Below are 23,778 nucleotides of genomic sequence, written 5' to 3'. Positions count from 1 at the left end.
ATGATTTGTGGCGAAGCTAGCACTCAATAAGACCACATTAAATCGTGAGGGCGGACGCTTAAAAGCGTTCCGTCAGTTCGTGCCCGCCTTAGATTTAAAGCGGAAACAGCTTCTGGCTGCGAGGCAAGAAGCCCAGCAGTTTCTGCAAACTAACCAACTAAAGCTACAAGATCTTCACCTTTGTGTATCTGAAAAACTACCAATGCTAGCGGGTGCGGAGATTAAGCTTAGCCAGTTGTTACAGGTTCAAAAGGTTGAGGTGAAATACAGCAATTTAGTCGGGTTAGAACTGCCTGAACTAGCAGAATTTAATGTTGAATTATCTGAATACTCGCGTTTGGTGTTGCCCCATTGGGTCGACACCGTTTTATTACTGCAGGAACAGGCCTTAAAGTTGGAAGTGGAGATCAGAATCTATCAACAACGCCTGCAGATATTGGAAGCTGGATTGCAGAAAACGACCCAGCGCTTAAATCTATTCGATAAGGTTTTAATTCCGCAGACTGAAAAAAATATTCGAAAGATCCGTATCGCATTATCAGATGCTGAGCGTGCGGGCGTTGTGCGCGCAAAAATTGCGAAGAATAAACGTCGGAGGCTGAAACTGTGAGTATTCAGTCTCTTAAGAAAGCGACCTTAGTTGGCTTAACCGAGGAAAAGGTATCGATTCTTGATGCTTTGCAAGCCTTGGGAGTAATGCATGTTATTCCTTTGGTAGCGCCGCAAAAATCTCAAGTGAAGCTAGAGCATCAAGTAAGCCCAGAACAGCTCCATGGCGTGTTGCACTATCTGCTGAACTCTAAGCAAAAGCGTAAGCAGGTAGTGAGTGAACGTCATTTTGATCTACTAGAAGTTACAGATAAAGTTGATCAAAACCGTAGTTTGCGCCTGAAATTGGTGGAACGGCATGATTTTTTGCGTAAACGGATAAAGGATCTCAAGCCTTGGGGTAGTTTTATCCTGCCTGAGGAAGGCGAGTTATACGGTCACCGTTTGTGGTTTTATCTTGTACCTAACTACAAGATGAAAGAGGTAGATAAAACGGAGCTGCCTTGGCAATGCGTCCATCGAGATAATCGCTATAGCTATATCACGGTTATTTCAGAAACAGAGCCGCCGCTAAATGCTATGCCTGTCACCCGCACTCATACCGGTGCTATTCCACTAGAGCAGTTGCAACGTGAATTGGAAGATATAGAAGTCGAGCTGGAAACAGTTGAAGCCGAACGCGAGGCGCTTACTAGATGGATCTATCTTCTACAGCGCTCTATTGCGGGTACGGAGGATGATGCTCAGCTAGCCGAAGTATCTGATCAGACTTTAGATCGGGATGAGATCTTTGCTATTCAGGGCTGGGTCGCTGAGGACAGCATAGAGTCGTTACAGCACTTTGCTGATCAGAAAAGTATGGTGTTACAGCTCGAAGTACCTAAACCTGATGAGTTGCCACCGACACTGTTACAGAATCCAACCTCTGTCGCTGGGGGGGAAGAGGTGGTGAATTTCTTCCAGATGCCTGGCTATCGCAGTTGGGACCCTTCGCGGGTAGTGTTTTTCTCCTTTGTTAGTTTTTTTGCGTTGATTATGTCTGATGCAGGCTACTCGCTGTTGTTAGCTGCGATCTTACTGTTTTACTGGCGCGATATGGGGCGATCAGAAACGGGACTTCGTTTGCGTGCGATGGGTGTAGCGTTATCGGTGGCAGGCTTTCTCTGGGGTGTGTTGGTGGGGAGCTACTTCGGTGCCCAAGCTCCCTTTGCGTGGCTGCAGGGTTTTAAACTGATGGACCTCAACGACTTTGACAGCATGATGCTGCTCTCAATATCCGTAGGGGCGGTGCATTTGATTTTGGCAAACCTGATGATGGCTTGGGTCAGACGGGGCAGTACACGAATGTATGCCGCCTTAGGCTGGGCTGGCTCGGTCACTGTAGCCCTTTGGGGCTGGATTGTTGGTTTTGAGGTTTTTCATTGGCTGTTATTGACGGCTTGTCTGTCACTCGTGCTTCTTTTCTCAAGTGAAAAGTCAGAATGGAGCATGGGGCGGTTCTTTGATGGTGTGTTGGCTCTTGCAGGGATTACCAAAATCTTTGGTGATGTTCTGAGTTATCTGCGTCTGTTTGCTTTGGGGTTGGCCAGTGCTTCGTTGGCGATGACCTTTAATCAACTGGCGGTAGATGTAGCGGCTGCACTGCCTGCGATTGGCTTGTTATTCAAAGTGCTTATCTTGCTGGTTGGCCATCTTCTCAATTTCGTACTTACCGTGATCAGTGGTGTGATTCACGGTTTGCGTCTGAATTTAATCGAATTTTATAACTGGAGTCTGGCGGATGAGGGCTATGCCTTTCAGCCGTTTGCTAAACGGGAGGTTTCACCTTGGATAACCTGATTATTGCTTTAGGTTGGGCTGGTTTATACGGCCCAATGGCGTTAGGTGCAATCGGTAGCATGATTGGTTGTGCTCAGGCGGGGCAAGCTGCCTGTGGTGCGCTGTTAGAAACCGAAACCGGTCATGGTCGCTATATTGGTGTGGCTGCAATGCCGTCGTCGCAATCTATATACGGCATCGTGGTTATGTTTGCGTTGAATCGAGAAATTACAATCGATAACGCACCGGGCTTAGCTGCTATTGGTCTGTTGTGTGGTTTAGCGCTTCTATTTAGCGCAGCATGGCAGGGGCGTTGTTGTGCTTCTGCAATCAATGTTTCCAAAATCCGTCCAGAGATATTTGGTATGTCGTTAGCCCCGGCTGCGATTGTAGAGGGCTTTGCAGTATTCGCCTTTATCTTTGCGCTGGTAATTAGTGCGGGCGTACCTTTATAAGGGGAGATTGCTGATGAGTAATGAACATAAAACTCATGCGTCTTCAGGCGTTGAGGAGCTAATCGAAAAGTTGCGTCAGCAAGGTGTTGAAAAAGGTCAGCATGAGGCTGAAGCCTTGGTTGAGGAAGCAGAACATCGTGCGGATTGGTTGCTATCGCAAGCGAAGCAAGAAGCGGAGCAGATCGTCAGTAAGGCGCGTAAAGAAGCGGAAAAGCTCCAACAATCTGGCGAAGATGCGTTAAAGATCGCAGCGCGTGATATGCATCTGGAAGTTCGAGAAACCTTATCTCATTCTTTCACCGATCAAGTAGAGCGTTTGGTTGCGCAGCAGATGGATAATGCTGAATTTATGCGTAGCTTAATCCTGTCGTTGGTGGCTAAGGCAAGTCACGATCATGGCATCGCTGATGCTGAGGAAATCGAGCTGCTTCTGCCGGATGATTACATCGGCTTGGATGAGTTGCGTCGGAATCCTAAAGAGTACCGAGAAGGTAAGTTGAGTCAGTTTGTTCAGTCTCTTGCGGCTGAGCAGATGCGTAATGGCATCAGTTTTGATCTTCACCAAGGCAAAGGAATTCGTGTTCGTTTGCAAGGAGAGGAGGTGGAAGTGGATCTGAGTAGCGAAGCTATCTCCAAGCTGTTGTTAAAGCATCTTCAGCCTCGATTCAGAGCGATCATTGAAGGAGTGATTCGCTAGTGTCGGGTTACTACACCTTAATAACCGCGCTGCCGTGGTTGCCTGATCTAGAACAGTGTAAGCAGCTGCCGCTTTCACGTATAGCACTGGATCAGCGCTTAACCATGCTAAGTGATATTGATAGACAGCAGTTAACTTTGATTGAACGGCTGTATTATCCAAATGAGCAGGCGTTGCGAGGGCTGACGGATAAAGAGGTGGTGCATCAGTGGATGGATCAGCTTGAGCAAGTGAGCAGTGAAGTGCTACGTCAGCGGGTTTTGTTTCATTTGGAATTAAGAACACTCATGGCAGCTTTGCGGAGTCGTTCTGCAGGTATGGAAAATTCTGCGTTGTTTTATGGCGTAGGTCGATGGTTGCCGCGTATTCGCAAGCATTGGTTTGAGCCCGGATTTGGTTTAGAGGAAGTGTGTCCACAGCTACAGTCTTTGCAGCGAGTATTAGCTAAAGAGGATGCATTGTTGGTGGAGCAAACCCTCAATCAGTGGCTTTGGCAGGACTTGGCCTTTTGTGAAAAGCAGCATGGGTTTGGTTTTGAGGCACTAGCCTGTTTTGTATTGCGTTGGAGTATCGCTGAGCGCCATCTAAATTATGATGCTGAAGCCGCTCTAACAGAGTTTAATCGGGTAAATATTCAGTTATTGGAAATGACAGGCCTAGAGCAACAGTTAGCTCAGGGGGAAGCCTAGTGGATCAGAAGATTACAGCTCAGGTAGTTGCAGTACGGGATGATATCGTCACCGTTGAATTGGGTAAAAATGAAGAGGGTGTGTTTCATCCCATCTTGAAAAATGAAGTGGTTTATATCTGTCCTTTGCGTACTGCTACGGATGGACGGCAGGAATATTTGCAGGCGGAAGTGCTTCGAGTGCGTCACGGTGAAGCAGATGTCCAAGTATTTGAAAATACCCGCGGTGTGGCGGTTGGCGACCCCGTTAGACAAAGTGGTGATATGCTTTCGGTTGCCTTGGGGCCTGGGTTGTTGGGGCAGGTTTATGATGGTTTGCAGAACCCTCTAGAGATCATTGCATCGCAGAATGGTTTCTTCCTTCCTCGAGGCCTGGAAGTTGAAGGGATTGATCAACAACAACATTGGGCCTTTCAGCCTAGTGTTAAAGTCGGTGATCGTGTTAAGGCGGGTGATCTGATTGGCAATGTCCAAGAGGGGCGATTTAAACATCGGATTATGGCGCCATTTAACCTCTATGGTGAGGCTGAGATTAGCTGGGTTCAGGAGGGGAGTTTCACGGTAACAACGCCTGTGGCACGTTTGCGCCTTGAGCACGGTGATGAAATTGAAGTTACAATGCAGCAGAAGTGGCCTGTGCGTGTACCAGTAAGTGAGCCTTTACTTAGGTCGGGAAAAAGCAAACGGCACTATCCGCAAGAACCGCTACTTACCTCTATTCGGCTTATCGACACCTTCTTCCCTGTCGCCCGAGGTGGAACGGCTTGTATTCCGGGACCCTTTGGTGCGGGTAAAACAGTTTTACAGAGTCTGATATCCCGATTCTCGGATGTGGATATTGTGGTGATTGTGGCTTGTGGTGAACGTGCAGGGGAGGTGGTGGAAACGATCACCGAGTTTCCAAATATGCCAGATCCTAAAGGTGGAACCTTGATGGATCGAACCGTGATTATCTGTAATACCTCATCTATGCCGGTGGCAGCGCGTGAAGCATCGATTTATACGGGTATCACCATCTCTGAATACTATCGTCAGATGGGTTACAACGTGCTGCTGATTGCGGATTCTACGTCTCGTTGGGCTCAGGCGATGCGAGAAACCTCGGGGCGTTTAGAGGAAATTCCGGGAGAGGAAGCTTTTCCAGCCTACTTGGATTCTGCTGTAAGGGCGCTTTATGAACGTGCTGGCTTGATTGAAAACAACGCCGGAGATATGGGGAGTCTTACTCTGATTGGTACGGTCTCTCCTGCTGGAGGTAACTTTGAAGAGCCGGTTACCCAATCAACATTGCGAACGGTGAAAACCTTTTTGGGCTTGAGTGCAGAGCGCGCTTATAAACGTGCTTATCCAGCGGTAGATCCATTGATTTCATGGTCGCGTTATCTAGATCAGCTTGCAGATTGGTATGCCGAGCATTTAGGTGCTGATTGGGTTTCTCAGGTGAAGGATATGCAGCAATTGCTCGATCAAGGTGAGGCAGTTCAGCAAATGATGCAGGTGACAGGTGAAGAGGGTGTTACCTTGCAGGATTACATTCTTTATCACAAATCTATCTGTTTAGATCAGGTCTACTTGCAGCAAGATGCCTTTGATGATGTTGATATATCGGTACCTATTGAGCGTCAGCAAGCTTTGTTTTCACTATTAAGAATGGCGCTTACATCAAGTAATGAGTTTAAGGATAAAGTTGAGGTTAGGGATTATTTTGTAACCCTGACAGGTTTGTTCCGAAATCTTAACTATAGCCGCACTGATAGCCCTGATTATCGGCGCTATATTGATGAAATAAACACAAAGCTAAATCTGCGTTAGTTCACATCTGTACTGGTCTAATTTAAAGCTTCTGTTCTTTGTTGAAGGCTATAAATTATGGTAGTTTGATGCAGATCAATTTTTTGACCGGATGAATGGTCTGCTACTTCGCCAAATCTGTTACAGTGGCGGGTCGGTTCTTTTTGTTTGTATTGGGCCAAATATCAGATGTGCGCAGCCAATCGGCTTTATTGCGATGGGAAAGTAGATGCGGTTTCTACCCATCGTTGCAAGAATAGGGGGCTTCCTCTATGACACCCGCTAATGTAGGTGCATTGCCGCGTTACCTCCTTTGGGGATCAGTTGCCATAGCAGTCATGTTATTAGCAGCTGTTGCCACGCATTTTTTATACAAAAACCAACGAGATAGTGAGTATCGCCTAGCTTCTTTAGAGAAGGAGTTTATGGATAAAGGGCGAGAGCACCTAATTACTGAAATCGATAGTGCAAAAGACTATATCCAGTATATGGTGGCCCAAGCAGAGGCTGTTCTTAAAGAAAAATCTCGTGAAGAAGTCCTTAAAGCGCATACGATCGCACAAACCATCTATGACCGCGAATCACCTTTACGACCTGAAGCAGAAGTTAAAGCGTTAATCCGTGAAACCTTGAGAGATCTTCGTTTCTTTAATGGCCGTGGTTATATCTTTATCGATGATGATCAAGGTATCTGTATCTTGCTTCCTACTTCGCCGGGTGTTGAAGGGCGGTCTCTGTATGATAATCAGGATGATACTGGGCATTACATTATGCGTGGTTTATTGGATGCCGTAGAGAATCCAGAGAAGGAGGGGTACTCTCGTTATCGCTGGTATCCTCCGCATGATCAGACCCAAATGACGGAGAAGATCGCTTTTGTAAAATCATTCGAACCCTATAGATGGATTATTGGAGCGGGTGATTACCTCTATCAAATAGAGAATGATCTTAAAGAGGAAGCTTTAAAGCGTTTGGAGACCATTCGTTTCGGTGAAAATGGCTATCTCGCGGTGTTTGATACCGAGGGGAATTTGTTATCGACTGCTGGCGTAAGTTCGCTAACTGGGGATAACCCCTCTGATAAAGTGAGTACAAAAGAGCGTAAAGTTTTAGAACTTATCTATGAAACGGCCGAAAACGGTGGCGGTTTTATCGAATATGAATGGTATTACCCCAACGGAGAGGGGCCTCACCCGAAAATATCATTGGTAGAAACTGTGCCTGATTTAGGTTGGGTTTTAGTCGGTGGTTTCTATCCGGATGACATTAAAAAGTTGATGGAAAAACAGAAGGAGCTGGTTGAAAAGACCATGCGCCAGGATCGCGCTCAGATCTATACATTCCTGTTTTTAGCTACGTGCGCGACACTGTCGCTGACGTTTGTTTTCTCTGGTTGGTTGAACCGGCAATTTGGTAAATACCAGAACGAAATTGAAAATAAACAAAATGCACTCCTTTTGGCCTCTCGCGTTTTTGATAATGCCAGTGAGGGGATTATGGTGACGGATGCTGATTGTCGCCTCTTAGCGGTTAATGACGCTTTTGTTGATATAACGGGATATTCAGCTGATGAAGTGATAGGGCGAAATCCGCGTTTATTGCAGTCTGGTCAGCATAGTGTCGACTTCTACAAGAAAATGTGGGGCGAGATTGACGCTAAAGGTGCTTGGGGCGGTGATATTTGGAATCGTCGTAAGAATGGCGAGATATTCCCGCAGTGGCTCTCTATTCGTGCATCTCACAATGAGCAAGGTGAAGTTCAGAACTATATTGCGGCTATTACTGATCTGACTGAGCGTAAAGAAGCAGAGGATAAGCTGCGTTACTTATCTGATTATGATTCTTTGACTAATTTACCAAACAGACGATTGTTAGGTTATCGGGTTGATCAAACGATTTCTTTGAGCTGTCGAGCGACAAAACAGCGTTTTGCGCTTTTGTATATTGATCTAGATAACTTTAAAAATATCAATGATAGCCTTGGGCATCGCTTTGGTGATGAGATACTTCAAATGGTCGCGGAGCGCATTCAGCATGAGGTGCGTGAAGGCGATACAGTGAGTCGCTTGGGCGGAGATGAATTCAGTGTCCTTTTGCCTAATTTGAAGAATTTAGAGCAGGCAGCGAATTTATGTGAACGCATTATTCACAAAATATCAGAGCCTTTGCAAAGCGACAGTCATTTGATGATTACACCAAGTATAGGTATTTCAGTATTCCCAGATGACGGAGATGACTTCGATCAATTGCTGCGTAATGCGGACGCTGCAGTACACTTTGCTAAAAATCAGGGGCGCAATAATTATCAGTTCTACACAGCTGAAATGAATCGACGCGCTTCTGAGCGTCTACAGGTTGAGATCGCTCTACGTAAAGCGATTGAACATCAGGAGTTTGAGCTTTATTACCAGCCGCAAGTAAATCTATCTGATGGCTCTTTAGCTGGTTGTGAAGCGCTTATTCGTTGGCAGCATCCTAATTTAGGTTTGGTTCCACCAAATAACTTTATCCCGCTCGCTGAGGAAACAGGTTTGATTCTGCCTATTGGTGGCTGGGTGCTTCAGCAAGCTTGTCAGCAAGCGGCTGAGTGGGGCAAGCAGTCCGACCAACCGTTTACGATGTCGGTGAATGTGTCTGTTCGTCAATTTAGACCTGAATTGGTTGAAGAGGTTAGAGCTGCTCTACAAATTTCTGCGATAGCCCCAGCTTCACTGGTATTGGAGATTACTGAAAGCACGTTGATGCATGATCAGGATAAGACCTTGCAGCTGCTGCATGATCTCAAAGAATTAGGTGTTCAGCTGTCACTGGATGATTTTGGTACGGGTTACTCCAGCATGGCTTACTTGAAACGTTTCAATCTGGATCAACTGAAGATCGATCGCGCCTTTATTGATGATCTGCCAGGTAACCCTGATGATGCTGCAATTAGTGCGGCGATTATCGATGTGGCCAGTCACTTTGGCTTGATTACTGTTGCTGAAGGTATTGAAACGGCTGAGCAAGCTGAGTTCTTGGCTCAGGCAGGTTGTATGGAAGGGCAGGGTTACTATTACGAGAAACCGATCCCAGCTGATTCTGTGACTGAGCGTTACTTTAGCTAGTTATGAGCTTGTGATGAGTTAAACCGCTTCTTTTGGTTGTTGCATGGAGCGGTTTACAACATTTTCCCGCAATGGGAAGTGGTTGTTTTTGCGATCAGCAAAGTAATAAGTTAACGCCTTCTTGATGGTTGGGAAGGCGAGTTCATCCCAAGGGATCTCTTCTTCACTAAATAGCTCAACTTTCAATGATTCTGGACTGATCGAATATTCAGGTTTATCCATATAAGCTAGATAGAGCATTTGTACCTGATTTACATGCACGATTGAGGTTATTGTGTAGAGGTGGCTGATCTTAACTTCCGCATTTGCCTCTTCTCGAGTCTCTCTCTTTGCGCCTTCTAAGGTAGATTCATCGTTCTCCATAAATCCAGCAGGCAATGTCCAAAAGCCCTTGCGTGGTTCAATCGCACGTTTGCAAAGCAATACTTTATCTTGGTAGATCGGCACGCAACCGGTAATAATCTTTGGGTTTGAGTAATGGATGGTATTGCAGTTGTTACAGATATGCCTAGGCAGATGATCCCCTTCAGGAACACTGAAAGTAAGTGAGCCGGCGCAGTTTGGGCAAAAGTTCATCGAATTAACCTAGGTTTGTTAGCTGTCTTAAGGCAAGAAATGCACGAATAACCTAGATTATCATTATGTAATTAAAAAGCGAGGGCCAAGTTTCTCTTGGCTGTTCATTCAAAAGCTCTGTTACTATTAAGCTATATAGTATTCAATCTATGCAGGCCTTCAGTTTTAAAAGATACGCTTATGCTCACAATTATTCGCGAGCGTTTAGTGGGGTTTGAGCCTCGCAGCTTGCCTGATACATCGCCTAAAGCCAGCGTTTTGATCGCTTTGACCGATCATGACGATCCGCATGTTGTGCTGACTAAACGCTCGGCAACCCTGTCATCTCATAGTGGGGAGATAGCATTTCCGGGCGGTAAATATGATGACACGGATACGGATCTTCTATTTACAGCCTTACGTGAAGCTGAAGAAGAGATTGGCCTTGCTCCTAGGCATGTTGAAGTCATTGGGCAGTTAGGGCAGGTGAGATCAAAGCATGGATTGCAGGTAACGCCATGGGTGGGCGTGATCCCTTCAGATATTGAATTTACTGCTAACCCAGCTGAGCTAGATGAAATTTTTACAGTGCCGTTGAGTTTCTTTCTTGCGGATAACCGTTATTCAACGGATGAGATACGTTTTAAAAATCAGAGTATCTATGTTCCAGCATGGGAGTTTAATGGTCACATAATTTGGGGCTTAACTGCCTATATGTTGGCAGAGTTATTAAATGAAGGTTGTGGAGCTAATATTCCAATGAAACCACGGCCCGAACATAAAGTTCGTCATTTCACTAGTGGCTCTTGAGGGGGACTATGTTGTATTCGTTGGGTGAGCAAGCTGTATCCTTAGTGGGTGAAGAGCACTTTGTGGCGGATAACGCGACTGTTATCGGTAATGTAGAGCTACATGATTGTGCTTCTATCTGGTTTAACGTTGTTATCCGTGGCGATAACGACCCGATAGTTATTGGCGAAGGAAGTAATATTCAGGATGGTTCGGTGTTGCATACCGATAGTGGCTTCCCGATGAGCATAGGATGTGATGTAACTGTTGGGCATATGGCGATGCTTCATGGCTGTGAAGTGGGTGATGGCTCGCTTATCGGTATCGGTGCAGTTGTCTTGAATGGGGCCAAAATTGGTAAAGGTTGCTTGATCGGTGCTAAAACATTGGTACCGGAGGGGATGGAAATACCGGATAACTCCCTTGTAGTGGGCTCGCCTGCTGTTATCAAACGTACGTTGAGTGACGAGCAGGTGGAAGGCATTAGGCAGAATGCGCTTCACTACGTCGAAAATATGCGTCGATTTAAGAAAGAATTAACCGTTCAGAAGTAGAAGTATGACCGAGCAAGAGAACAAACCTGTGCCAAACCCTTGTGTAGGTGTTTGTGCGCTTGATGAAAATGACTTATGTATCGCCTGTCAGCGCAGTGGTATCGAGATTGCTGAGTGGGGTATTTATTCAAATGACGAAAAGCGCGCTGTTTGGGAAAAGATTAAGTTGCGTGAGCAAGGTCAGTTGCCGGAGTAATCCAACATGAAGGTTATGATTGATATCTGCATCGTCCCTTTAGGTGTTGGTGTTTCAGTATCTGAATATGTGGCAGCTTGTCAGAATATCATTGATGAAGCAGGTCTGAGTCATCAGATGCACGCATATGGCACCAATGTTGAAGGTGACTGGGATGAGGTGATGTTAGCGGTGAAACGCTGTCATGAAACGGTACATGAGATGGGCGCGCCGAGAATAACGACATCAATGCGCTTAGGTACGCGTACAGATAGAGAGCAAACGATGCAGGAAAAAGTGGACAGCGTTCGAGCTAAACTTAGTTAGAAGCTTGGTTAAATGACTCCCTTTAGTAAAGCAGTTACCAAGGGAGTCGATCTTCTGAGCTCTATTCTTCTACCGGTTTAGGCAGGGCGATGATGCGAGCGGTCTTAATTACATTGTCGCTGACTTGCAGTGTTTCGATGCGGTAGTGTTCCAACTGCAGACAAACGTTAGCATCAGGAATTGATTCCAATGTTTCTGTAATTAGGCCGTTCATAGTTTTAGGGCCATCAGTTGGTAGTTCCCAATCCAGCGCTTTGTTTACATCACGGATATAAGCGGTGCCATCGACAAAGTAGCTACCGTCTTCCTGCAAAAAGATATCTTGATCGGCTTCTTTGTTGTTCGATGACAACTCACCCACAATCTCTTCTAGGATGTCTTCTAGCGTTACAATGCCTTGCACATCGCCATACTCATCGACCACCATGCCAATACGGCGGTTTTGAGATTGGAAATGCAGTAGCTGCGTCTGCAAAGGGGTGCTTTCCGGAATAAAATAAGGCTCTCTGATGACTTGAAGGATCGCTGCCTTAGTTACTGTGCCGCTGTGGAAAACCTGCGCTAGATTGCGCATGTGCAGTAGGCCAACAACTTTGTTTAGCTCACCTTGATAAACAGGTAGGCGAGTATGCTCGGTACGGCTTAATTGCGCGATAATCGTATCAAGGTCATCATCTAGGTCGATGCCCAGTACCTCGTTACGTGGCACCATAACATCATTAACAGTTACTTCTGATAGTTCTAAGACACCAAGAAGCATGTTTTGGTTGTTTTGCGGAAGCAGTGCGCCTGCTTCGTGTACCAGCGTGCGCAGTTCTTCAGTGCTGAGGTGATGACTGTTATCGCCGGTTACATTTACGCCAAATAGCTTAAGGAAATTGTTAGTAATACCGTTGATGATCCATACAAGTGGATAGATCAGTTTTAAAAGCGGCGCTAGAACTAAAGAGGCAGGAAAAGCGATCTTTTCAGGGTGAATCGCAGCCATCGTCTTAGGTGATACTTCTGCAAAGATTAGGATCAATACAGTTAAGCCGAAGGTGGCAACCATAATGCCGGCGTCGCCCCATAGGCGAACACAGATGACGGTGGCAATAGCCGAAGCAAGGATGTTTACAAAGTTGTTACCGATCAGAATAACGCCAATCAGGCGATCTGGTCGAGCAAGGAGCTTGCTGACGCGAATAGCGGCGCTGTGCTTTTTCTTAACTAAGTGTTTTAGGCGATATCGGTTGAGCGACATCATGCCTGTTTCGGAACTAGAGAAAAAAGCGGAACAAAGGATCAGGAAGCCAAGGACTCCCAAGAGAAAACTTATCGATGCGTCTTCCAAGACGGTATGCCTATATTAGTAATGGAGGGATATTTTTAAATGTGGCTAATAGAGTGTCAAGCCATACTCTCGATTAATACGTGCTTTTATCTGAATATCAGATAAACCATTCCATTACGGCTTTGCTACCAAAGAAACCAATCGCCAGAATCACAAAACTTGTGATTGTCCAGCGGATGGCTGCATTTATTCTCCAGCCAAAACTATTTCGGCCAAATAGCAAGATGGCATAGAGCCCCCAGGCAATCAGGGAAAGCACGGTTTTATGCACTAGATGCTGAGCAAATAGGTCTTCAAAGAAGATAAAACCAGTGACAAGTGCTGCAGTTAGTAGCGTAAGTCCTGTCCATAGCATCTCAAACAATAGGCGTTCCATTGTTTGTAATGGTGGCAATGAGGACACTAAACCGCGTGTGTGATGATGCTTAAGCGCCGAAACTTGGCGTGAAAGCAAAATGGCTTGAATTGTTGCAATGGTGAAGATGCTATAAGCCAAGATAGATAGCAGTATATGGAGGATCAACCCAGCATCGTAGGCTTTGCCCTCGCCGACACCGGCAATCCAAGTGGCTAATACCGTCATGGCGGCCATTGGGAATACGGCGATAAATAGGTTGTCTATGCTCTGACGTAAGCTGCTGAGTAATACTAAACCCGCTACCAGCCAAGAAATCAGTGAGCCAACACTAAAGAGGCTGAGGTTAATACCGCCCGGTTGGTGTAGAACTAAAAAAATCGCAGCTGTGTGCGCTACCAGCCCTGCTAGTCCCAAGGATTTGTTGATAGAGCGAGATTGTTTGCGGTCTCCGCGCATTATTTGCCATTGTAAAAAACCTGCGGTTGAGTAAAGCAGAACGGCAATTAATGTAGAAATGGATAACATCTTCGTCTCTTCTGTCCAGTGTTCCTGGAGAACAGTGTTTACAGGGTGGAGTGTAAATCGAGCCTTAGTTTGTCACAGATAGATGAAGGATAAAAGAAGAGGGGCTGCTAAGGATGGTTGGAGTGCGGTATAATACTGCGATTATTAATCCAAGTTTATCGATTTCCTCTATTTAATGGGCCTTTTAAGGCTGTCTGTGAAGAGGAAGTGTGGGGCAGGACATGTTTGAGAATTTAACAGAACGACTTACGCATACGCTACGTTCAGTCACGGGTCAGGCGAAACTGACAGAAGACAATATTAAGGGCACATTGCGTGAAGTGCGTATGGCGCTGCTTGAAGCAGACGTGGCGTTGCCTGTTGTTAAAGAGTTCGTAAACAGCGTTAAAGAGCGCGCGGTAGGTACCGAAGTAACCAAGAGTTTGACGCCGGGTCAGGTCTTCGTGAAGATCGTCAATGAAGAGATGGTCAAGGTTATGGGTGAGGCTAATGAGCAGCTGAACCTAGCAGCTAAGCCTCCTGCTGTTGTAATGATGGCCGGTCTTCAGGGTGCAGGTAAAACTACCTCTGTCGCTAAACTTGGTCGCCACCTGCGTGAGCGTGAAAAGAAAAAGGTTTTGGTTGTTTCTGCGGACGTCTATCGTCCAGCCGCTATAAAACAGCTAGAAACACTCGCGGGTGAAGTGCAGGTTGATTTCTTCCCATCAACGGCTGAGCAAGATCCAGTTGATATCGCGAATGCTGCAATTGCTCATGCGCGAATCCAGCATCATGATGTCGTTCTTCTAGATACTGCAGGTCGTTTGCACGTTGATGAAGATATGATGGGTGAAATTAAGCGCTTGCATGAAGCGGTTAATCCTATCGAAACCCTGTTTGTTGTTGATGCAATGACAGGTCAGGATGCGGCGAATACTGCCAAAGCGTTTAATGAAGTATTACCACTGACCGGTGTTGTTCTGACAAAAACCGATGGTGATGCCCGTGGTGGTGCTGCGCTTTCTGTTCGTCAGATCACAGGTAAGCCAATCAAATTCTTGGGTGTAGGTGAAAAAGTTGATGCTTTAGAGCCATTCCACCCAGATCGTATCGCTTCCCGTATCTTAGGTATGGGTGACGTCCTTTCTCTTATCGAAGAAGCAGAGCAGAAGATCGATAAGCAGAAAGCTGAGAAGTTCGCTAAGAAGATCAAAAAAGGTAAAGGCTTTGATCTAGAAGACTTCCGCGAACAGATCTCTCAGATGAAGAATATGGGCGGCATGATGGGCATGCTGGATAAACTGCCGGGTATGGGGCAGTTGGCGCAAGCGGCTGATGCTGCTAATGCCGAGAAAGGTATGCACCAGATGGAAGCGATCATTAACTCAATGACGCCGATGGAACGTCGTAAGCCTGATATCATTTCTGGCTCCCGCAAAAAGCGTATCGCGATGGGTTCTGGTACACAGGTGCAAGATGTTAACCGCCTGCTTAAACAGCATAAGCAGATGTCGAAAATGATGAAAAAGTTCAGCGGCAAAGGCGGTATGTCGAAAATGATGCGTGGTATGAAAGGCATGCTGCCACCAGGAATGGGTGGTGGCCCAGGTGGTATGGGCGGCATGGGTGGTCCTGGCGGCTTCCCGCGCATGTAATAATTGCGCATTTATTAAACGAAATAGCTTTATTAGGGCGGCAAATTCGCGTAGAATTGCCGCCCTGATTTTTCCGGTCCGATCTGCGTTAAAACCAGATTGGTTCATCAAACAGTGGGCGATATCAAAACCCACTCAATAAAAGGGTCTAACGCATGGTAATAATTCGTTTGTCTCGTGGTGGCGCTAAGAAGCGTCCTTTCTATCACATCTCAGTAGCGGACTCGCGTAATGCGCGTGACAGCCGTTTTATTGAGCGTGTTGGTTTCTTTAACCCAACTGCACGTGGTCAAGAAGAAGGTCTTCGTATCGATCTTGATCGTGTTGAATACTGGCAGAGCAAAGGCGCCCAGCTTTCTGAGCGCGTAGCTAAGCTAGTAAAAGAAGCTAAAGCAGCTAAGTAATTTTTAGGTTTTTGATCAGGATTGAAAATGGGCAGTAATCCAAATAATGAACAACTCATTGTCGGAAAAATTACTGCGGTCTATGGGGTCAAAGGCTGGGTAAAAGTTTACTCGCACACCGATCCAATGGAGAACGTTTTCAATTACAAACCGTGGCTATTAAAAATTGATGGTGTATTAAAGCCTGTAGAGGTTGAAGCCAGCAAGCGTCATGGTAAAGGTCTGATAGCTAAATTGGCAGGAGTAGATGATCGTGATATCGCCGCTAAATATTGTGGTTACGATATTGCGGTAGATTCAAGCCAGCTTCCAGTTTTGGAAGAGGGAGAATACTACTGGAGTCAGTTGCAAAACCTATTAGTTTATACCGAGTCTGACCAATTGTTAGGCAAGGTGGTTCGCCTGATGGAAACCGGTGCAAATGATGTGCTGGTGGTAAAAGGCACAGCAGATAGCATTGATCAAAAAGAGCGTCTGTTGCCTTACCTTCCTGATCAGGTGATTAAAAAGATTGACTTGGAAACAGGTACTATGTGGGTCGATTGGGACCCAGAGTTCTGAACCATGTGGTTCGGGGTGGTGACACTCTTTCCTGAAATGTTTGATGCAATTCGTTGCTACGGCGTAACAGGTAAAGCGGTGAAAAATGGTTTGATACAGATGCAGTGCTGGAGTCCTAGAGACTTTGCACACGATAAGCATAAAACTGTGGATGACCGACCTTATGGTGGCGGCCCAGGGATGTTGATGAAAGTTCAACCTCTAAGGGATGCTATTCATGCAGCAAAAGCTGCTGCGGGTGGAGAAGCTAAAGTTATTTATCTTTCACCGCAGGGCCGGCGTATGGATCATAAGGGAGTACAGGAACTAGCTTCTCGTGAGAGGTTGATTCTGGTGGCAGGGCGTTATGAAGGTATTGATGAACGCCTGATAGAAACGGAAATTGATGAAGAATGGTCGTTAGGGGATTTTGTCCTCAGTGGCGGTGAATTGCCGGCCATGACTATGATTGATGCTGTTTCTCGTTTAGTACCTGGCGTCTTAGGGCATCAGGATTCGGCTACCGAAGATTCTTTTCATGATGGTTTGCTAGACTGTCCTCACTACACTCGACCAGAACAGTTCGACGATATGCAAGTGCCTGAAGTGTTGTTGAGCGGCAATCATAAAGAGATCAGACGTTGGCGTCTGAAGCAGCAATTAGGAAGAACCTGGCAACGCCGGCCTGATTTGCTGGAAAATCTTGAGTTGGACGCTGAACAAAAGTCATTGTTAACCGATTTTATCCGGGAGACCCAAGGGTCCGAAGGTTGAATGTTTAGGAGCAAGCGATGAGCGGCAAAAACCTAATTATTCAGCAGCTTGAAGCTGAACAAATGAACAAAGAAGTACCAGAATTCGCACCAGGTGATACTGTTGTAGTTCAGGTAAAAGTAGTAGAAGGCAACCGTACACGTCTACAGGCATTTGAAGGCGTTGTTCTAGGTAAGCGTAACCGTGGTGTGAACTCTGCATTCACAGTTCGTAAGATCTCTCACGGTGTTGGCGTTGAGCGTACATTCCAGACGTTCAGCACTACTGTAGATAGCATTGAAGTTAAGCGTCGTGGTGATGTTCGCCAGGCTAAACTTTACTACCTACGTGAGCGTAGCGGTAAGTCTGCACGTATCAAAGAGAAGTTGGGTTAATTCTCCTTTCTCTCTTAAAAAAAGCGGCTTTATGCCGCTTTTTTTGTTTTTGTTTTGTGCTTAATAATTGAGAAGTATCAATTGGATAGATAAAGGGTTGGACAGATTTGCCAATTCCCACCCATAATAACAACTATCATTAGAGTTCCGTGCATAGAGGGAGAGCTTTCGGAGCTAGGTTTTATGCAAGTTAATGTAATTAAAAAAATTGCAGCTGTGCTGGCAGTAATTTGTGCGCCGATTGCCTTGTTTGCTGGTGTGTATGGTTTTGTCTGGTGGAAAGTCTCTGCTGCAGCGGAAAACTTTGCAAAGGATATCGCGCCTTTTGCAGCAATGAGTTATCAAGATATTCATATCGATCTTGTTGAAGCTCAGGTAGGGCTTAAAGGTATTTCATTTGTACCAACCGGCTCTGAAGGTAAAATTGGTGTTCAGTCGGCAGTACTGAAGGCGCCTTCATGGGGCTTTGTTCTTGAATTGGAAGAAAAGCTCTCGAAGGGTGAGCTACCTGATGCCTTCAATGTTGATATCAAAGGTATCGATATAAACCTGAACAGCGGATATATACAGGATTGGGGGCGAATTGCATTAGATTCTCAGCGTAATGCTGGATCTGGTTATGATGCTTTAGCTTGTGGCGGTTTGGAATTTATAGGTCTGCCTGAGGTCCGTAAAATGGGCTATGGTGTACTGAACACGGATGCTTCCTTTCAGTATCATTTCGATTCAGTAGATAAAGAGCTTAATTTTGATCTGCAAAGTAGAACAAAGCAGGTCGCGAATATGAGTATGTCGTTGGTGCTCAAAGTTGCGAGCGATGCACTGAATATGCAGTCTATCGTGTTTGCTCAGCCACAACTAAAGCATTTTGAAGCTCGATATTTTGATCGGGGTTATAACAAAAAGCGTAATAAGTTTTGTGCTGGCCTAAACAAAGAGCCAGTTAAACAATATAGGGAACGTTATAAATCCCTTCTTTCAAAGCGTTTGAAGTATGAAGGTTGGAAAATTCCTGATGATCTTCTTACAGCATTAGATGGTTTAAATGCTCCTAGTGGTTCTATTTATCTACGTGTGGATGTGCCTAAAGGTTTTGGTGTTCAGTCCTTAGCGTCGATTCAAACACCTAGTGATCTTGTGCGTGAGTTAAATCCCTATGTTGAATTCAGCAAAAAGCATGTTTCTTTGGATGGATTGGATTGGGCCGAACCCGATCTGGAAGGGGAGCGTTTACTTGAAGAGCTTATGAAGCCTCAGGAAACACCAGAATTTGTATTGGGTGACGAGGTTCAAGCGACTGAGCCAGTAGATGCGGTTGCAGAAGAACTGAAACCGGGTTCTGCAATAAAGCCTTTTCCGAAGCCGAAGCCTAAAATCGAATATGAAAAGTCTTTCAAAGATATCGATGTGACGGAATTAGAAGCTCATATCGGGAAATCAGTGATTCTCTACACTTACTTTGGTCAGAAAGTAGAGGGACGGTTAGTCGCTGTAACCGATAAGGTCATTACCGTTGAGCACCGAGTCGTTAGTGGTCGTGGCACAGCAACTTACCCGATGGCTTACGATAAAATTCAAAGTGCGCAGTTGTATCATTAGTACGTTGGTCTGACGTTTGGAGTATAAGTGGTAGCAAAACGTGAGGCTGAGACTGTGAATCCCAAGGATGCGCAGTTAATTGATACCTATCTAGATGCGATTTGGATGGAGAAGGGATTAAGTGATAATACCTTAGCGTCTTACCGACGTGATCTAACTCAGTTTGCCATTTGGCTACGTCCCAATGCAGTTCGTTTACTTACTTGTACAAAGGCCGATATACAAGCTTACCTTGGGTGGCGAGTAAAAGAACGGTTAAGGCCGAGCTCAACTTCCAGAATGTTATCCTGCTTGCGAGGCTTGTACCGATATCTCCTTCGAGAAGGGGAGATAGAGGAAGACCCTGTGCTACTCATTCAAAGCCCGAAAAAAGGTCGAAGTCTGCCAAAAACCTTAACTGAGGCCGATGTCGAAGCTTTGCTAGAGGCACCAGAGCTAAATGATCCAGTGCAGTTTAGAGATCGCGCGATGCTGGAGGTTCTATATGCAACTGGATTGCGTGTTTCTGAATTGGTCTCTCTGAAAGTCCATGAAATGAATCTTAATCAGGGGGTGATTCGCGTCATGGGTAAAGGCGGTAAAGAGCGCCTTGTGCCCTTAGGTGATGAGGCTATTAGTTGGGTGAAGCGCTACGATGCACAAGTACGCCCTCTTTTAATGGGTGAAGAGGTTGGTGATGTAGTGTTTCCAAGTAGACGCGGTCAGCAGATGACGCGGCAAACTTTTTGGCATCGAGTCAAACGTCATGCCTTAACCGCAGGTATTGATAAACCATTATCACCACACGTTTTGAGACACGCTTTTGCAACTCATTTGATCAATCATGGTGCTGATCTACGTGTAGTTCAGATGTTGTTGGGCCACAGTGATCTATCAACCACGCAGATCTATACCCATGTAGCACAACAGCGACTGCAATCCTTGCATCAGCAGCATCACCCGCGAGGTTAATCTGCTAGACTGTGGAACTTTTCGTGAGATCGAGAGTCTCTTCTTGGTATTGGGATAAGTCTGAGCTTTATTAGATTTGGAAATTTTATGAAAAACTTATTTAAAACGTTTGCTTGCCTTTGGGCGTGTGTGGCGACATCAGTAATGGCAGCAGAAGCTGAAGGGCTTATCGAGCAGAACCTTAAAAAAGTAGATGCTCGAATCGTTGTGAAAGAGATTGGCGATGCGCCTTTAACTGGATTGCGTGAAGTCGAGTTAAATAGTGGTGAAGTGCTATATGCCGATGACAAGGGTGAATACTTTCTTATTGGTAAACTCTATCGCTTCACTGACAAAGAAGGGTTTGTTGATCTGACCGAACGTAAGAAAAGTGCGCAGCGCAAAGTTCAGATGGCTGATCTAGATGAAGAACAGTTAGTTGTTTATAAGCCTAAGGGTGAAGTAAAAGCGACTGTGAATATCTTTACAGATGTAGATTGTCCATATTGCCGTAAACTGCATGCAGAGATTCCTGCTCTGAATGAGCAAGGCGTTCAAGTTAATTACTTGGCTTACCCTCGTAATGGAACAGGTACAGGCACTTTTAAAAGCATGGTATCAATTTGGTGTGCTGAAGGTGCTGAAGGCCGTCGTCAAGCTATGGATCAAGCTAAATCAGGCATTCGCCCAGCAGTTAAGACTTGTGATAACCCTGTATTAGATCAGCTGCAGTTGGGGCAGTCTGTCGGTGTGACAGGTACGCCTGCAATTATTTTTGAAGATGGTCGTTTGTACCCGGGTTATGCACCAGCGCAGCAGTTGGTTAACCTGTTGGATCTTGAAAAATAACCCACTGCGGTTACTGAGAAGGAGGCTATATGGCCTCCTTTTTTATTTGTTGGGTCATAATGGGCTCAGAGATAGAGCTATTGCCTTGTTTTGGCTATAATACCCGCCTTATTTTTTGTAGATTGCGGTAATTGCCTGATAAAAAGAGGCTATCGCGGTTTTTTTTAGTTCAACAGCATGCGAGGTGCAGGTTTGAAACCGGTTAAAGTTGGTATCTGCGGACTAGGTACAGTCGGTGGTGGCACATTTAATGTGCTGAAGCGCAATGCGGAAGAGATTGCTCGTCGAGCAGGCCGCAAGATTATTGTTGAAGAGGTTGGTGCTCGCGACACAAACCCAGATTGCGATACCAAAGGCACTCAGATTACCAACGATATTTTTGCTGTAGCTAAAAATCCAGAAATCGATGTTGTCGTTGAACTGATCGGTGGCTACGACGTTGCTAAAGAGCTGGTTTTGACAGCGATTGAGCACGGTAAGCACGTTGTAACTGCGAACAAAGCACTGATTGCGGTTCATGGTAACGAAATCTTTGAAGCGGCTCAGAAGAAGAACGTAATGGTTGCGTTCGAAGCATCTGTTGCGGGCGGTATTCCGATCATCAAAGCGATCCGTGAAGGCCTTTCTGCAAACAAGATCAACTGGTTGGCAGGTATCATCAACGGCACTGGTAACTTCATCATGACTGAAATGCGTGACAAAGGTCGTGCATTTGAAGATGTGTTGGCAGAAGCACAAGAGCTTGGTTACGCAGAAGCGGATCCAACGTTCGATGTCGAAGGTATCGATGCTGCTCACAAACTAACCATTCTTGCGTCTTTGGCGTTTGGTGTACCGCTGCAGTTTGAAAAAGCATTCACTGAAGGCATTAGCAAAATTACACGTGAAGATGTGCAGTATGCTGAAGAGCTAGGCTACCGTATCAAGCATCTAGGTATCACTCGCCGCACTGACAATGGTGTTGAGTTGCGTGTTCACCCAACACTGATCCCTGAGTCAGCGCTAATCGCTAACGTAAACGGCGTAATGAACGCAGTTCTAGTTGACGGCGATGCAGTTGGTCAGACTATGTACTACGGAGCAGGGGCGGGTGCTGAACCTACAGCCTCTGCTGTAGTTGCTGATATCGTTGATGTTGTTCGTACGCTAACCGCTGATCGTGACAACCGTGTACCTCACTTGGCTTTCCAGCCAACTGAGCTATCTGATGCGCCGATTCTGCCAATCGAGCAAACTGAATCTGCTTACTACCTGCGCATGAACGCACAGGAGAAACCAGGTGTGCTAGCTAAGATCTCTAGCATCCTAGGTGCGCAAGATATCAATATCGAAGCGATCATCCAGAAAGAAACTACTGAAGATCAGGTGCCAGTTATCATCCTGACTCAGTCTGTTCTTGAGCAGAAAGTGAATGATGCAATCGCTCAGATCGAAGCATTAGATGAAATCAATGGTTCGGTTACACGTATCCGTGCTGAGCACTTTGATAGTTAAGGAGTAAACCCCGTGAAATATATCTCTACCCGGGGACAGGCTCCGGCAATGAACTTTGAAGAGGTTTTGCTGGCTGGTTTGGCAAGTGATGGTGGTCTATACGTACCAGAAACACTGCCAACATTTAGCAAAGAAGAGATCGCTTCTTGGGCTGGTTTGCCGTACAACGAGCTTGCTTACAATGTAATTAAGCCATTCGTTGATGATTGCATCGACGATGCTGATCTTAAAAAGATGATTGATGAAACCTATGCGGGTTTCAATCACATCGCTGTAGCACCGTTGAAAGAGCTAGGTACTAACGAGTGGGTTCTGGAACTGTTCCACGGCCCGACACTAGCGTTTAAAGACTTCGCACTGCAGTTGCTAGGCCGTTTGATGGACTATGCACTGGAGAAACGTGGCGAACACTTAGTGATCATGGGAGCAACTTCCGGTGACACGGGTTCTGCTGCGATCGAAGGCTGCTGCCACAGCAAGCACCTAGATATCTTTATTCTGCATCCGCATAACCGCGTATCAGAAGTTCAGCGTCGTCAGATGACGACGATCATTAAAGACAATGTCTTTAATATCGCGCTGGAAGGTAACTTTGATGATTGCCAACAGATGGTTAAAGACAGCTTTGCTAATCAGGACTTCCTGAAAGGCATGAAGCTGGGTGCAGTAAACTCGATCAACTGGGCGCGTATCATGGCTCAGATCGTTTACTACTTCTCTGCTTCTTTGGCTGTGGGTGGTCCTCACCGTGAAGTAAGCTTCTCTGTACCTACAGGTAACTTTGGCGATATCTTCGCAGGTTACTTGGCAAAGCAGATGGGCTTGCCGGTTAAGCAGCTAGTTGTTGCAACTAACAAAAATGACATTCTGCACCGTGTTATATCCGGTAACGACATGTCTAAAGGTGAGTTGGTTCACACGCTATCTCCATCTATGGATATCATGGTGTCTTCTAACTTTGAGCGTATGCTGTTTGATGTATACGGCCGTAATGGTGAAGAGATCAGTGATCTAATGGCACGCTTCTCGAAAGAGTCTGTAGAACTAGATCCTGCACGTTGGGAAAAAGTTCGCGAACTATTCGATAGCTATGCAGTCGATGATGAGACAACCTGTGATGTGATCAAGCAGGTATTCGAAGAGACAGAATATCTTCTAGACCCACATACAGCGATTGGTGTTAAAGCTGGTCGTGAATGTAACCGTGATCAATCAGTGCCAATGATTACTCTATCAACAGCACATCCGGTTAAATTCCCTGAGCCAGTGGTTAAAGCGGGTTTGGATGCACCGCAACTGCCTGCACATATGGCTGATCTGTTCGAACGTGAAGAGAAGCTAGAAGTGTTAGATAATGATCTGAATACTGTCCAGCAGTATGTTGCGAGTCATGTACACACTGAGTAACTATTAATCAGATGTGATATTCTCAAAACCCGACGTTAACGTCGGGTTTTTTGTG

At 45.7% G+C, this 23,778-nt stretch carries 24 protein-coding genes; 21 read left to right on the top strand and 3 right to left on the bottom strand.

Annotation, left to right across the window (positions count from 1 at the left end):
- The first annotated feature begins 7 nt into the window (after positions 1 to 7).
- The 7 genes from ACMXYP_RS15675 (at position 8) to ACMXYP_RS15645 (ending at position 9,102) form a co-directional block, all read left to right on the top strand.
- Positions 8 to 610 (top strand): V-type ATP synthase subunit D, encoded by a 603-nt coding sequence (locus tag ACMXYP_RS15675; protein ID WP_415882570.1) that lies wholly within the window; start codon positions 8 to 10, stop codon positions 608 to 610.
- A complete protein-coding gene (locus ACMXYP_RS15670) occupies positions 607 to 2,388 on the top strand; it encodes a V-type ATP synthase subunit I (protein WP_415882569.1) in 1,782 nt (593 codons plus the stop codon). The genes ACMXYP_RS15675 and ACMXYP_RS15670 overlap by 4 nt, the downstream gene beginning before the upstream one ends.
- A complete protein-coding gene (locus tag ACMXYP_RS15665) occupies positions 2,376 to 2,822 on the top strand; it encodes an ATP synthase subunit C (RefSeq protein ID WP_415882568.1) in 447 nt (148 codons plus the stop codon). The genes ACMXYP_RS15670 and ACMXYP_RS15665 overlap by 13 nt, the downstream gene beginning before the upstream one ends.
- Positions 2,823 to 2,835: 13 nt before the next feature.
- On the top strand, positions 2,836 to 3,519 hold the full coding sequence (locus tag ACMXYP_RS15660; protein ID WP_415882567.1) for an ATPase: 684 nt from the start codon (positions 2,836 to 2,838) through the stop codon (positions 3,517 to 3,519).
- Entirely contained in the window at positions 3,519 to 4,208 is a 690-nt protein-coding gene (locus tag ACMXYP_RS15655) for a DUF2764 family protein (RefSeq protein WP_415882566.1), read from the top strand. The genes ACMXYP_RS15660 and ACMXYP_RS15655 overlap by 1 nt, the downstream gene beginning before the upstream one ends.
- Entirely contained in the window at positions 4,208 to 6,019 is a 1,812-nt protein-coding gene (locus ACMXYP_RS15650) for a V-type ATP synthase subunit A (RefSeq protein ID WP_415882565.1), read from the top strand. The genes ACMXYP_RS15655 and ACMXYP_RS15650 overlap by 1 nt, the downstream gene beginning before the upstream one ends.
- Positions 6,020 to 6,270: 251 nt before the next feature.
- Complete coding sequence (locus tag ACMXYP_RS15645) at positions 6,271 to 9,102, top strand: cache domain-containing protein (protein ID WP_415882564.1); 2,832 nt, start codon at positions 6,271 to 6,273, stop codon at positions 9,100 to 9,102.
- A gap of 18 nt (positions 9,103 to 9,120) precedes the next feature.
- Here the strand turns inward: ACMXYP_RS15645 and ACMXYP_RS15640 are convergent, their stop codons facing one another.
- Entirely contained in the window at positions 9,121 to 9,678 is a 558-nt protein-coding gene (locus tag ACMXYP_RS15640; protein ID WP_415882563.1) for an NUDIX hydrolase, read from the bottom strand.
- Between the two features lie 180 nt (positions 9,679 to 9,858).
- Between ACMXYP_RS15640 and ACMXYP_RS15635 the strand changes: the two genes are divergently transcribed.
- From ACMXYP_RS15635 to ACMXYP_RS15620, 4 genes are read left to right on the top strand one after another with little or no spacing between them, the layout of a single operon-like run.
- The gene (locus ACMXYP_RS15635) at positions 9,859 to 10,467 is read left to right on the top strand and encodes a CoA pyrophosphatase (protein WP_415882562.1); all 609 of its coding nucleotides are present in this window, start codon (positions 9,859 to 9,861) and stop codon (positions 10,465 to 10,467) included.
- Positions 10,468 to 10,475: 8 nt separating this feature from the next.
- Entirely contained in the window at positions 10,476 to 11,000 is a 525-nt protein-coding gene (locus ACMXYP_RS15630) for a gamma carbonic anhydrase family protein (RefSeq protein ID WP_415882561.1), read from the top strand.
- A gap of 4 nt (positions 11,001 to 11,004) precedes the next feature.
- Positions 11,005 to 11,196 carry a DUF1289 domain-containing protein gene (locus tag ACMXYP_RS15625; RefSeq protein WP_415882560.1) on the top strand — a complete coding sequence of 64 codons (192 nt, stop codon included), beginning with the start codon at positions 11,005 to 11,007 and terminating at the stop codon, positions 11,194 to 11,196.
- A gap of 6 nt (positions 11,197 to 11,202) precedes the next feature.
- Positions 11,203 to 11,502 carry an MTH1187 family thiamine-binding protein gene (locus ACMXYP_RS15620; protein ID WP_415882559.1) on the top strand — a complete coding sequence of 100 codons (300 nt, stop codon included), beginning with the start codon at positions 11,203 to 11,205 and terminating at the stop codon, positions 11,500 to 11,502.
- Between the two features lie 61 nt (positions 11,503 to 11,563).
- On the opposite strand, the gene ACMXYP_RS15615 is transcribed toward ACMXYP_RS15620, so the two are convergent.
- A complete protein-coding gene (locus ACMXYP_RS15615; protein WP_415882558.1) occupies positions 11,564 to 12,835 on the bottom strand; it encodes an HlyC/CorC family transporter in 1,272 nt (423 codons plus the stop codon).
- A gap of 97 nt (positions 12,836 to 12,932) precedes the next feature.
- Positions 12,933 to 13,718: an inner membrane protein YpjD gene (locus ACMXYP_RS15610; RefSeq protein ID WP_415882557.1), complete on the bottom strand. Its 786-nt coding sequence runs from the start codon at positions 13,716 to 13,718 to the stop codon at positions 12,933 to 12,935.
- Between the two features lie 221 nt (positions 13,719 to 13,939).
- Here ACMXYP_RS15610 and ffh point away from each other — a divergent pair, with 221 nt between their 5' ends.
- The 10 genes from ffh (at position 13,940) to thrC (ending at position 23,723) form a co-directional block, all read left to right on the top strand.
- Complete coding sequence (gene ffh / locus ACMXYP_RS15605; RefSeq protein ID WP_415882556.1) at positions 13,940 to 15,352, top strand: signal recognition particle protein; 1,413 nt, start codon at positions 13,940 to 13,942, stop codon at positions 15,350 to 15,352.
- A 155-nt stretch (positions 15,353 to 15,507) separates the two neighbouring features.
- On the top strand, positions 15,508 to 15,756 hold the full coding sequence (rpsP, locus tag ACMXYP_RS15600; RefSeq protein ID WP_415882555.1) for a 30S ribosomal protein S16: 249 nt from the start codon (positions 15,508 to 15,510) through the stop codon (positions 15,754 to 15,756).
- A gap of 27 nt (positions 15,757 to 15,783) precedes the next feature.
- The gene (rimM, locus tag ACMXYP_RS15595; protein WP_415882554.1) at positions 15,784 to 16,317 is read left to right on the top strand and encodes a ribosome maturation factor RimM; all 534 of its coding nucleotides are present in this window, start codon (positions 15,784 to 15,786) and stop codon (positions 16,315 to 16,317) included.
- A gap of 3 nt (positions 16,318 to 16,320) precedes the next feature.
- Positions 16,321 to 17,070: a tRNA (guanosine(37)-N1)-methyltransferase TrmD gene (trmD, locus tag ACMXYP_RS15590; RefSeq protein WP_415882553.1), complete on the top strand. Its 750-nt coding sequence runs from the start codon at positions 16,321 to 16,323 to the stop codon at positions 17,068 to 17,070.
- Between the two features lie 17 nt (positions 17,071 to 17,087).
- Complete coding sequence (gene rplS, locus ACMXYP_RS15585) at positions 17,088 to 17,444, top strand: 50S ribosomal protein L19 (protein ID WP_415882552.1); 357 nt, start codon at positions 17,088 to 17,090, stop codon at positions 17,442 to 17,444.
- 183 nt (positions 17,445 to 17,627) lie between these two features.
- The gene (locus ACMXYP_RS15580) at positions 17,628 to 19,043 is read left to right on the top strand and encodes a hypothetical protein (RefSeq protein ID WP_415882551.1); all 1,416 of its coding nucleotides are present in this window, start codon (positions 17,628 to 17,630) and stop codon (positions 19,041 to 19,043) included.
- Between the two features lie 105 nt (positions 19,044 to 19,148).
- Positions 19,149 to 19,994, top strand: coding sequence for a site-specific tyrosine recombinase XerD (gene xerD / locus ACMXYP_RS15575; protein ID WP_415884685.1), 846 nt, complete (start codon positions 19,149 to 19,151; stop codon positions 19,992 to 19,994).
- A gap of 87 nt (positions 19,995 to 20,081) precedes the next feature.
- Complete coding sequence (locus ACMXYP_RS15570; protein ID WP_415882550.1) at positions 20,082 to 20,822, top strand: DsbC family protein; 741 nt, start codon at positions 20,082 to 20,084, stop codon at positions 20,820 to 20,822.
- Positions 20,823 to 21,014: 192 nt separating this feature from the next.
- Positions 21,015 to 22,316, top strand: a complete 1,302-nt coding sequence (locus tag ACMXYP_RS15565; RefSeq protein ID WP_415882549.1) for a homoserine dehydrogenase — start codon at positions 21,015 to 21,017, stop codon at positions 22,314 to 22,316.
- A 12-nt stretch (positions 22,317 to 22,328) separates the two neighbouring features.
- The gene (gene thrC, locus ACMXYP_RS15560) at positions 22,329 to 23,723 is read left to right on the top strand and encodes a threonine synthase (protein WP_415882548.1); all 1,395 of its coding nucleotides are present in this window, start codon (positions 22,329 to 22,331) and stop codon (positions 23,721 to 23,723) included.
- Positions 23,724 to 23,778: the final 55 nt, after the last annotated feature.

The organism is Neptuniibacter sp. QD34_54, from assembly GCF_047778055.1.
GTDB lineage: Bacteria > Pseudomonadota > Gammaproteobacteria > Pseudomonadales > Balneatricaceae > Neptuniibacter.
This window is presented reverse-complemented; position numbering and strand designations above follow the sequence as displayed.